The 10,595-nt window shown below is 68.9% G+C and carries 8 protein-coding genes, 1 tRNA gene, 1 other RNA gene and 2 pseudogenes; 7 read left to right on the top strand and 5 right to left on the bottom strand.

The genetic code is table 11. The features are described from left to right. Positions 1-224 precede the first annotated feature (224 nt). Both BFF77_RS08565 and ffs read right to left on the bottom strand, forming a co-directional pair. Positions 225-2,576 carry a DNA polymerase III subunit gamma and tau gene (locus BFF77_RS08565; protein WP_066945816.1) on the bottom strand — a complete coding sequence of 784 codons (2,352 nt, stop codon included), beginning with the start codon at positions 2,574-2,576 and terminating at the stop codon, positions 225-227. A 49-nt stretch (positions 2,577-2,625) separates the two neighbouring features. Then, positions 2,626-2,724, bottom strand: an RNA gene (ffs, locus tag BFF77_RS08560) — signal recognition particle sRNA small type. Between the two features lie 72 nt (positions 2,725-2,796). On the opposite strand from ffs, the gene BFF77_RS08555 reads away from it, so the two are divergent. Then, positions 2,797-2,884: transfer RNA gene (locus BFF77_RS08555), tRNA-Ser, on the top strand. 93 nt (positions 2,885-2,977) lie between these two features. On the opposite strand, the pseudogene BFF77_RS08550 reads toward BFF77_RS08555, so the two are convergent. Both BFF77_RS08550 and BFF77_RS08545 read right to left on the bottom strand, forming a co-directional pair. Next, positions 2,978-4,113: pseudogene (locus tag BFF77_RS08550) on the bottom strand (tyrosine-type recombinase/integrase); the annotation flags it as partial. Between the two features lie 11 nt (positions 4,114-4,124). Further along, positions 4,125-4,871, bottom strand: coding sequence for a TetR/AcrR family transcriptional regulator (locus BFF77_RS08545; RefSeq protein ID WP_066945801.1), 747 nt, complete (start codon positions 4,869-4,871; stop codon positions 4,125-4,127). Positions 4,872-4,965: 94 nt separating this feature from the next. Between BFF77_RS08545 and BFF77_RS08540 the strand changes: the two genes are divergently transcribed. The 5 genes from BFF77_RS08540 to BFF77_RS36685 all read left to right on the top strand — a co-directional run bounded on the left by BFF77_RS08540 (position 4,966) and on the right by BFF77_RS36685 (position 8,862). Continuing rightward, positions 4,966-6,042, top strand: a complete 1,077-nt coding sequence (locus tag BFF77_RS08540; RefSeq protein ID WP_066945798.1) for an amidohydrolase family protein — start codon at positions 4,966-4,968, stop codon at positions 6,040-6,042. A 112-nt stretch (positions 6,043-6,154) separates the two neighbouring features. Further along, positions 6,155-7,033, top strand: a complete 879-nt coding sequence (locus BFF77_RS08535) for a hypothetical protein (protein ID WP_066945795.1) — start codon at positions 6,155-6,157, stop codon at positions 7,031-7,033. Continuing rightward, positions 6,985-7,128, top strand: coding sequence for a toxin glutamine deamidase domain-containing protein (locus tag BFF77_RS38135; RefSeq protein WP_107422112.1), 144 nt, complete (start codon positions 6,985-6,987; stop codon positions 7,126-7,128). Before BFF77_RS08535 ends, BFF77_RS38135 begins: the two co-directional genes overlap by 49 nt. Further along, the gene (locus BFF77_RS08530; RefSeq protein WP_066945792.1) at positions 7,125-7,793 is read left to right on the top strand and encodes a hypothetical protein; all 669 of its coding nucleotides are present in this window, start codon (positions 7,125-7,127) and stop codon (positions 7,791-7,793) included. The genes BFF77_RS38135 and BFF77_RS08530 overlap by 4 nt, the downstream gene beginning before the upstream one ends. 919 nt (positions 7,794-8,712) lie before the next feature. Beyond that, a complete protein-coding gene (locus BFF77_RS36685) occupies positions 8,713-8,862 on the top strand; it encodes a hypothetical protein (protein ID WP_245703319.1) in 150 nt (49 codons plus the stop codon). Positions 8,863-9,528: 666 nt separating this feature from the next. Here the strand turns inward: BFF77_RS36685 and BFF77_RS08525 are convergent. Further along, on the bottom strand, positions 9,529-9,843 hold the full coding sequence (locus BFF77_RS08525) for a site-specific integrase (RefSeq protein ID WP_141698395.1): 315 nt from the start codon (positions 9,841-9,843) through the stop codon (positions 9,529-9,531). Between BFF77_RS08525 and BFF77_RS38355 the strand changes: the two are divergent. Beyond that, positions 9,808-10,530, top strand: a pseudogene (locus BFF77_RS38355) (tyrosine-type recombinase/integrase); the annotation flags it as partial. The gene BFF77_RS08525 and the pseudogene BFF77_RS38355 sit on opposite strands and share 36 nt — an antisense overlap. Between the last annotated feature and the right edge of the window lie 65 nt (positions 10,531-10,595).

Below are 10,595 nucleotides of genomic sequence, written 5' to 3'. Positions count from 1 at the left end.
ACGCCCGGCACGGCACCTCGCCGCGTTGTCGGAGTCGCCCGAGTACGTCCAGTACGAGAACGATCCTCCGCCCTGCGATGCACCGCACCGGACGCCGCGGCCTGATCCACGAAGATCCGCCGTACAGGACCTAGCGGCGCCTGAGGGCGCCTGAGGCTAACGGCGCCTGGGCTGCACCGCGAGCAGCGGCGCCTGGGGGTGCCTGGTCTGCGCCTCTGCCTCTACTACTCGTTCGTGTACTCCTCCACCACCGTCGCGCCCAGCTCGCGCACGATCAGGTCATGGCCGGAGAGCGCGGAATCGACGAGATCCGGATCGTCCTCCTCCGGAGTGTCGTCCTCCGGGGCCACCGGAGGCGGTGGCGGAGGCGAGGCGGGCCGGTTGTCGGAGCGCGGCGGCCCCGGGTTCCCGGCCGGCCCGGAACCCGGGGACTGCGCCGTGGACGCATGGGGTGCGGGTGCGGATGGCGAGGGGGAAGCGGCGGACGGGACGGGCCGCTGCGCCGAGGGAGCGGCCGGGGCGGGGCCCGATGCCGGGGGACGGCCTCCGTAACCACCGCCGCTCCCGGGACCTCCGGCGTTGCCGGGACCGCCGCCGGTCCCGTTCCCGGCGGGACCGCTGCCGGAGGCGCCGCCTCCGTAACCACCGCTGTTGCCGGCGCCTCCACCTGGACCGCCGCCGAAACCGGCTCCGGCCCCGGCGCCACCGCCGTAACCGCCTCCCCCGCCCACGCCGCCGCCGGACGGTGGCTGGGTGCCGCCCGAGGGATCGATGATCGCCTCGATCTTCCACTGCACATTGAAGTGCTCGGCGAGCGCCTGCCTGAGCACGTCCTCGCTGCCGCTGCTGGTGAAGTTGTCGCGCGCGCCCGCGTTGATGAAACCGAGCTGGAGCGTCGTACCGTCGAACCCGGCCACCTGCGCGTTCTGACTGAGCAGGATCCAGGTGAAGCGCCGCCGGTTCTTGACGGCCTCCAGGATGTCCGGCCACATGTTCCGCACCTGGCCCGCGCCCTGCGCCATACCGGGGCCTGGGCCCGGTCCCGGACCCGGCATCCCACCGGTGGCGGCAGCGGCGGGCTGCGGCGGGGCGGCGGGCGCGGGTGCCTGCCGACCGGGCGCGGCGCCCTGTCCCGGTGTCGAGGCGGTGGGCCAGCCACCGGGACGGCGGCCGGTCTCGGGAGCGGTGGCGCCGGGCCAGGCTCCGGGACGCTGCGGCTCCGCCGCACTTTCCGGTACGGGCGCTACTGGTGGTGCGGAGGGCGATACGGGTGGCGGCGCGGGGGCAGCCGCAGGCCCGGGCCCGGCCGGCATCGGAGGCGCTACGGGTGCGTGCGCCTCGGGTCCGGGAACGTAACCGGCCGCCGCCCCGAGCCCCGGGCCGGAGAAAGCGGCCGCCTGAACCGTGGCGGCGGCTGCCGCTCCGCGCTCAAGACGGTCGAGCCGCGCCTGCACCGAGCGCTCGTCGTCAAAGGCGGCGGGCAGCAGCACGCGGGCGCAGATCAGCTCCAACTGGAGACGCGGCGAGGTCGCTCCGCGCATCTCCGTCAGCCCGGTGTTGACCAGATCGGCCGCCCGGCTCAGCTCGGACGCGCCGAAGACCGACGCCTGGGCCGTCATCCGCTCCACGACATCGGCGGGCGCGTCGATCAGGCCCTTCTCTCCGGCGTCCGGCACGGCGGCGAGAATCAGCAGGTCACGCAGCCGCTCCAGCAGATCGGCGACAAACCGCCGCGGGTCGTTGCCACCCTCGATGACCTGATCGACGATCTCGAACGCCACGGCTCCGTCACCCGCCGCGAACGCGTCCACCACCGCGTCGAGCAGGGACCCGTCCGTATAACCGAGCAGTGCCGTCGCCATGGCGTACGTCACACCGTCCTCGGCCGCGCCCGCGAGCAGCTGGTCCATGACGGACATCGAGTCACGCACGGATCCGCCACCGGCCCGTACGACCAGCGGCAGCACTCCGTCCGCGACGGGAATGCCCTCCTTGCCGCACACCTCGCCGAGGTACTCACGCAGCGTCCCCGGCGGTACCAGCCGGAACGGATAGTGGTGCGTACGTGACCGGATCGTCCCGATGACCTTCTCGGGCTCGGTGGTCGCGAAGATGAACTTGAGATGCTCCGGCGGCTCCTCGACCACCTTCAGCAGGGCGTTGAAGCCCGCCGAGGTGACCATGTGCGCCTCGTCGATGATATAGATCTTGTAACGACTGCTCGCAGGACCGAAGAACGCTTTCTCGCGAAGATCACGGGCGTCGTCCACACCACCGTGCGACGCGGCGTCGATCTCGATGACATCGATGGACCCGGGCCCGTTCCTGGCGAGGTCCTGGCAGGACTGGCACTCACCGCACGGCGTCGGCGTGGGCCCCTGCTCACAGTTCAGACAGCGCGCGAGGATGCGCGCGCTGGTCGTCTTCCCGCAGCCACGAGGCCCGCTGAACAGGTACGCATGGTTGACCCGGTTGTTCCGCAGCGCCTGCTGCAACGGGTCGGTGACATGCTCCTGCCCGATGACCTCGGCGAAGGACTCGGGACGATAGCGGCGGTACAGCGCAAGGGACGACACACCTACGACGATATCGGCCCCCTCCGACATCGCGCCCGTACCACCATCCAACACAAGCGCCCCCCACGCACCCGCCAGAGCCGACCTACCCTTGCTGCCTTCCGGCCCTGGGGGAGTTCAGTCAGATAGCGCCACGTGAGGGGCTGCGCCCACAGTACCCGATCCCCACCCCCCACAACGAGTTCGCGAGCACGGCCCAGCGTCTTGTATTGTTTGCCCCGGAGGATTCGCCTAGTGGCCTAGGGCGCACGCTTGGAAAGCGTGTTGGGGGCAACCCCTCACGAGTTCGAATCTCGTATCCTCCGCCATTGCTCTCACCGGGCAATACGTCGTAGGGCCCCACCGCACGCGGTGGGGCCCTACGACGTTCGTAGTTGCAGTTTTAGTTGCAGTTGCCGAGATCAGTCGGCGGGCGGCTGCTGGTCCGCCCTGGTCCAGAGCAGTCCGCCGACCTTGTCGGCTGTGTCCTTGAGGACGCGGTCGGTCAGGTGCTGGTACCGGCGGCGCATCCGGGCCGACTGGCCGGGCTCCCAGCCCATGATCGCGTCTGTGACGGTATCCGGAACCCCGAGGATCAGAGGATGGTGCCGGCGGTGTGGCGGGCGTCGTGCAGGCGGCCGTCCCGCAGACCGGCGGCCCCCAGGAGTTCTTTCCACTTGTGGTGGTCCGTGTTCGGGTTGAGCGGTTCACCGGTCGGCGAGGTGAAGACGTATCCCTTCTCCACCCACAGGTCACGGGCGAGGCGACGTTCCCGCTCCTGTTCGTCCCGGTGCTGCGTTAGGAGCTTCATCAGCTCGCCGGGGACGCCGATGGGCCGCCGCCCCGCGCGGGACTTGGTGTCCTTGGTCTCGCGACGGATGTTGACCTTCTGCGGGCAGTACCCGGGCTTGCGCCCGCACCGGTCCCCGCAGCCGTGCTGGTACCGGGGTCGCAACCGCCCCCGGTGGACAACCAGGACCCCGAGGTCGAAGTCGACATCCGTCCACTTGAGCCCGAGCACCTCACCCTGACGCAGCCCGAGGGCCAGGGCGATGACCCAGCGTGCTGAGTTCGGTTGCCGGTTGGCCACTTCGAGGAGGATCTGAACCTCCTCGACCGTGTACGGCACGACCTCTCCCTCCTCCAGGCGAGGGGCTTTGGCGATCGTGGCCGGGTTGTCGGTGAGGTGACGGCGGCGCTTGGCTTCGTTGAGGGCGGCGCGAACGGTGCGGTGGACCTGGTGCGCGGTGCCGGCCGAACTGCCGTTGTCCTGCATCTTCTTGTAGAAGCGCTCCAGGTGCTCGGGCTCCAGCTTCGCCAGGCGGTGCGCACCGATGCCGGGTATGAGGTGGTGGTAGACGGCGACGCGGTAGCCGTCGATGGTGTTCTCGGAGACGTGCAGCGCGGCGATGTTCTCGACCCAGTGGGTCAGCCAGGACTCGACTGTCCAGGTCCGGCCTGCCTTCGGCACGCTGCCGGAGTCACGCTTCCGCTCCAGCTCGCGGACAGCCTTGGTGGCGTCGGCACGGGTCTTGCGCATGACGTGCCGCCGGTCGGGCGGGACAGCCCTCAGCCGTTCGCAGCGAGGCGGTCGAGCCATTCGCCGAGTAGGTATTGCTCCGCGCTGCTGAGCGCTGTCTGTTCGGGCAGGAGGGCGCGCAAGGTTCGGGCGGCGCCGGCGGGGCCTGCGTCTTGCACGACGGGTTTCTCGTGTGTGACGGCGGTAACCATGGATTCGCGCATGGCGGTGAGCAGGGCCATGTCGCGCTGATCCTCGGGCAGCGACAGCCAGGTGAGCACGGCGCCGCGCGCAGTCGCGTGAATGAGAGCGGCCGCGAGCTTCTCGTCGACGCGGAGCCAGCCGCCGGCGGCGAGGCGCCGGATGCGTCCCAGCAGTATCCGCATGCCCGCCTGGAAGGCGGCCGACGTCGTGCCGCGTTTGGGCTCGCCGTACATCAGCGCGTACAGCTCAGGATTGGCGAGCCCGAACTCGACGGCGAGGTCCCAGCCCGCACGCAGGTCCTCCACCGGGTCCTGAGGATGGGTGTCCACGCGCTTGGCCGCGAGGAACGTGGCGTACCCGTGCTCGGCCACCGCTTCAAGGAGCCCGTCCTTGTCGCCGAACAAACGGTAGATCGCCGGAGGCTGAGCCCCAGCGGCCGCCGCGACCGCGCGGGTGGTCACCGCGTCGCGCCCCTCGCGTGCGAGCAGGTCCGCCGCAGCCTCAAGAACCCGCTGCCGGGTGACCTCACGGGCGTCGGCTGCGACCTCCGACTCCAGGACGGGTATGGCGTCGACCTTCGAACCATCAGGCATGAATCAACGATACCACCAACATGGTTCCGTCGATGCTATCACTGTTATCATCGAATGCATATCATGGGAAACGCCACATCAAGAGGAGTGCACCATGCCCGAGAAGCTGCACATCGTAGGCATCGAGGAACACGTGGTCCTGCCAGTCCTGCTCGATGCGTGGACAAGGGCGGGGGTGCCGCGGATACCGCAGCTCGGCTACGGCGACGAGCCGTTCGCGCGGCGATTGCGAGACGTCGGCGATCGGCGCCTGGCCGACATGGACGATCAGGGAGTGGACGTCGCGGTGCTGTCCCTGGCCACACCAGGGGTGCAGAACCTCACGGCGGCGGACGCCGTGAGCGTCGCGCGTGAGGCGAACGACGCGCTCGCCGGGGTCGTCCGCGCCCACCCGCAGCGATTCCAAGCGTTCGCGGCCATCCCCACGCCGTCCCCCGAAGCCGCCGCGGCGGAACTGGATCGCGCGGTCACGCAGCTCGGCTTCCGCGGCGCGATGCTGTACGGGCGCACCGGCGACAGGCCGGCTGACGCGCCCGAGTTCGACGACCTTTACGCCGCCGCCGAGCGACTCCGGATTCCACTGCACTTCCACCCGCAGACCCCGGTGCAGGCGGTCCAGGACGCCTACTACGCGGGGCTGCCGAACGGAGTGGGCCGTGCGCTCGCGACCGCCGGGCTGGGCTGGTACTACGACCTGGGCGTGCAGTACCTGCGGATGATCTTCTCCGGCGTGTTCGACCGCCACCCCGACCTCCAGGTGATCGCGGGACACTGGGGCGAAGTCGTCCTGTTCTACCTGGACCACATCGGGATCCTGCGGGACATGGCAAAGCTGGAGCGCCCCCTGGCCGACTACTTCCGCCAGAACTTCTGGGTGTCGGGAAGCGGCACGGTCAGCGAGCGCTACCTGCGGTGGACGGCGGAGGTCGTCGGCACCGACCGCATGCTGTACTCGACCGACTACCCGTACACGTTCGGAACGCGGCCCGGCGGCTTCCCCTTCCTGGACACCAGTGCAGGGGTCGCCCGGTCGTTCCTCGAACAGGCGCCGTTCACCCAAGAGGAGAAAGCCGCTATCGGGTCCGGCAACTGGGAGCGGCTGACCGGTCATGTCGCAGCCACCGCGGACGTCAACAGCCGAACCGCAGATGACCAGACAGACAGAAGCTAACCGGCCGACGTGACGGCCCGCCGGAATCGTTGGCGGCGAGCGCCGTCCCCGCGTCGCCGAGGCGCGCGGCGGCGCGGGCGGCTTCTCCTACACCTACGACGCCGCCGGCCAGATGCTCACCCGCAAGTACTCCGACGGCAACACCCTGACCTACACCTACGACAACGACGGCCGCACCTCGACGATGGCGGCCGACAGCAAGACCACCACGTACACCTGGGACGCGGTCGGCAACCTCACCAAGTCGGCCCTGCCCAACACCGAGACCGAGGACCGCACCTACGACAGGGCGGGCCGCCTCACAGCAGTCACCTCCACCAAAGCGGGCGCGACGGTCACCAAGACCGCTCTCGCCCTCTCCGCCGCAGGCCTGCCCACCCGCGTCGACGTCACCCGGGCCGGCGTCGGTACCGGTGGCTACGACCAGACCTACGACACGGCCGGCCGCCTCACCTCCGGCTGCTACCCACAACCCTGGGTCACCGGCTGCGCGGCGAGCCGTACCACCTCCTACACGTACGACAAGGTCGGCAACCGCCTGACCTCCACCCTGGGCACCACCTCGACCAGCTGCGCCTACGACGCAGCCGACCAGCTCACGTCCACCACATCCGGCTCGACCATCACCACCTACGGCTACGACGCCGAGGGCAACCAGACCAAAGCGGGAGCCGACACCAACACCTACGACCTGGCCGGACAGATCTCCGCCGCCACCGTCGCGGGCACCGCCTCCACCTACGACCACGACGCCGGCGGCAACCAGGTCACCACGGCCCAGGCCGGCACGGTCACCAGCCGCACCCAGTGGGACCCCAACGCACCCCAGCCGATCCTGGCGGCGGTCAGCAGCCTTTACGGGGGCAGGCCGTTCCTGAGCACGACCCTGAGTGGCATCGTGCGTGACATCAAAGCCGGTGGAGACGGTGCTCGCGGTATCGTGTGGGGGTACGGGCCCGCCCAGGAGAATCGCACGTCTTCAACGTGGTGAACGTGAAGGGTGACGTGATATTCCTCGACGGACAGACCGGGCATGCCAACCCTCGTCCCTACCGGAACTACGGTTTGCTCAGGACCGACCAGTGATCAGCCTCGAACGAGCAACCGAACTGGCCCAGAAATACGTGGACGAGGATCCACTCAACGCCCAAGTCGAGTTGGTCCCGGTCGATGACGCCGTGGCCGTGGTCGGCGAGGCCGCCTACTTCGGCTATCAGGACCGCCGCTACCTCGAGACCGGCGACCCGTCGCTGATGGTGATCGGAATCGGTCCTGTCCGCGTCGACCTGCTAACGGGCGATTGCAGAATGCTCGGCGCCGTCGAGGCCATGGAGCTGAAACTGTTCGAGACCGACGAGTTCGCCCTGCCCGGTCCGGGCGGCTGGCGGCTCGTCCCACCCGAGCTGATGGATGCCTGGCGGGCAGCCTTCGACTCGGAACCGTCCGCCGCCGACCTCTCGCCGCCCTGCCCGCAGTGCGGTGTGGCAGATCTCCACCGCTGGTACCGGGTGGACGGTCCGTTGGACGAGACGATCGATGGGGTGCACGCTGTCGCCCACGGCTGGCGGACCGAATGGTGCTCCTCGTGCCACCTCTGCCACGAGGACGGTGACAGCTTCGTACCGGACTACTGGCGGTCTCCCTACGATGTGCCCGATGCACACGAGATGAAGTTCGCGCCCCGCTACATCGAGGCCGCTCGCCAGGCAAAGCTGGCAGCCGACGAGGAGCGCCCAGCTCAGGACCACTGAAACAGCTGATGGTGGTGCCGTGCTTCTCCCTGCGCGATCAGTGGGAAGCACGGACCATCGCATAAAACGGGCATGCCTTCATCTTCACGACAAGAACAGAGCGAATCGCCGCCAAAGAGCCGACGCTATGGGCCTTTCGTCTCGTAAGAGACCGCCCCACGTTGGGCCTCTCCGGGCGCCGTGTGCCACTACGTGCCATTCAGAGGGGTAAACAGCGGTCACTCCGGGCCTCATCCGGCCGCCGACCAGGAGCACGTCCTCGCTGTGTTTCCGCTGATCAGCGTCGCGCGTGGCCATCACGCGCCGGGTGATTCCCAAGCTGAGAGTCTTCGGGCCGTCGTAACGGACCAGCCGTTGGGGCTCGCGCTGGCAGACGTACACCGGGACAACGCGGCAGAGGCTGGCGGGGGTGCAGCGAGGCACACGCGCGCCTGATCGGTCGAGGTACCCGACGCGGTGGCTGGCTGTCGCCGGCTGAAGTTCAGGCACCGACGATTCCCGGGCTCGGTTCAATGGGAAGAGGTGAAACTAGCGGACTGGTCGAGGTGGAACGCAGAGCCCGAAGTTGTCGAACGAGTTGTACTGCGCGAGTACATAACATGCCTGGTCAGAGCGTTGATGCGATCTGTTCGTCGTGAGCTGACGGCTCGGGACTCAGCGTGTCGGTCCGAGTGATAGGCATGGGCCTATGGCGACGTTCATGGTGCTTGTCGACGGTGGAGCGGGTGGCTGGGGCGTCGACCGCGAGGCTCTGACGGCTGCGATTCGGGACGGATAGGCCGGGATCGAGACGGATTCGACGCCTCGCAGCGAGGCACGGAGCTTCTGGTGGCCCTTCGAGTCGGAGGACGGTCCGGGTGAGGCGTATCTGCATGAGGACGGCACCTGCCTGTATCTCGACTCGTCGGAGTCTGACGCGGTGCGCTTGGCGGTTGTGTTCCGCAGGCTCACTCCGGCGGAGCTTGGCCTGGTGTTCTGCGACGAGGGATACAACTTCGACATCCGGCTCCGGTCGGACGCTACGGACGCGGAGCTGATCAAGCTGATCAAGCTGATGACCGCGGACTGATCTCGACGGGGCCCGATAGTCAGGGTGTGCGGTGGGCCGTCGCCGCTGCGGCCTGCGAGATCTCTGCTTCGGACGCGCCCTTCGCACATCCGGTACGGATCGCCTTACAGATGGCCCGGCAACGTCCGGCGGGCCCACGGAGGCCGGCCAGGGCTGCCGGGATCTCGGCGGCGGGCCAGCCACTCGGCTCGGTTCTCTGCCGGACGCCCAGTCACTGGTGCGTCCGGTTGCCGACATGAGTGGTCACCGCAGGCGCAGCAGATGGTCGGGCTGTCGCCGGCCCATCCCAGGCGCTGGGTTACGCCGTGCGCAAGTTGGTAGCCGTCATACCCGTGGCCGGGCACAGGTCACGCACCGCACGGCAGAGGCTCTGGTAGTTGCGTTCGCCCGCGTTCGGCGGGGTCCGAGGGCGCGGCAGAGAACCTCCTCCGCGCAGGTCAGAACGCTGACGGACCCCGCCGGACAGCCACACGAACAGTTGGAAAGCGTGTTGGGGGCAACCCCTCACGAGTTCGAATCTCGTATCCTCCGCCATTGCTCTCACCGGGCAATACGTCGATGGGCCCCCCAGCGTGCTGCGGGGCCCATCGACGTTCGCGGTGCAGCTCCCGGGATCAGGCGGCGGGAGGCCACTGGTCCGGGCAGGGCCAGAGGAGACGCGGTCGGTCAGCGGTGCTGGTACCGGCGGCGCGTGCGAGCGGACTGACCCGGCTCCCAGCCCATGATCGCGTCCACGACGGTGTCGGGAGCCCCGAGGATCAGCAGGATGGTGCCGGCGGTGTGGCGGCCGTCCCGCAGGCCGGCAGCCCCAGGAGTTCCTTCCACTTGTTCACCGGTCGGCGAAGTGAGGACATAGCCCTTCTCCACCCTCAGGTCGCGAGCGAGGCAGCGTTCACGGTCCTCTTCCTCCCGGTGCTTCGAGAGAAGCTTCATCAACCAGCGGCCCGGTGCTGCGCGATCGGCTAGTGCTGCGGCGAGCACCTCTCCCACGCACCCTGCAGTACATCCCCACGCCGTCCGCCGCGTCCAAGTCGGACAGATACACGGCCGCCTCGAACCCTCATCGCCAAAGGTGCCTGGCAATTCCTGGCCGCCGCCAGCGGTCACCGGCTGAGCGCGCTGTTCGAACTCGCTCTGCGCACCGGGCTCCGCAAGGGCGAACTACTCGGCCTGCGCCGGCAAGACCTCAACCTGGCCGACCGAACTGCCGACATCCGACGCATCCCTCCAACGCCCCAACTCCGGCGGCCTGAACGCTCTGCCGATCGAGACGCAAGGCGCGGAGCGGCGCATCGCCCTGCCGCCGTGCCTGCGCTCCCTCGAACAGCACCGAGCCCGGCAGCGTCAGGAACACGCCGCGGCGGGGACAGGCTGGAAGGCGAGCGGGTACGTCTTCACCCGGCATGACGGTTCGCCAATCGAGGGAGCCACCCTCACCGGGCACTTCAACACCCCGCTCCTGGAACAGGGCGTCGAACTCGTCGTGATCAAGGAACTCCTCGGCCACGCCCACATCGGCGTCACCGCCACCGTCTACGCCCAGTCCGACTCCGCCTCCAGCGAGACGCCATCGACCTCCTCGGCAACGCCCTTGACGGCCCCGCCAACGACGGGTCAACCCACGACGATGGCGATGGCCCACCGCCGTGCACAGCCACCGTCCACTGACATTGCCGTCAACTACTGCCGTCACCCACCGCAGAAACCCCGCCAGGACGCGCCTGACGCGGTTT

It is taken from the genome of Streptomyces lushanensis, from assembly GCF_001700515.1.
Lineage (GTDB): Bacteria > Actinomycetota > Actinomycetes > Streptomycetales > Streptomycetaceae > Streptomyces > Streptomyces lushanensis.
Note: the sequence above shows the minus strand (reverse complement) of the source record. Positions and strands in the feature narration are given on the sequence as shown.

Bases quoted from the DNA above. Each gene is read 5' to 3' on its own strand.
- BFF77_RS08545 (WP_066945801.1), bottom strand. From the start codon at position 4,871: ATGCCTGATGGTTCGAAGGTCGACGCCATACCCGTCCTGGAGTCGGAG.
- BFF77_RS08540 (WP_066945798.1), top strand. From the start codon at position 4,966: ATGCCCGAGAAGCTGCACATCGTAGGCATCGAGGAACACGTGGTCCTG.
- BFF77_RS08535 (WP_066945795.1), top strand. From the start codon at position 6,155: ATGCTCACCCGCAAGTACTCCGACGGCAACACCCTGACCTACACCTAC.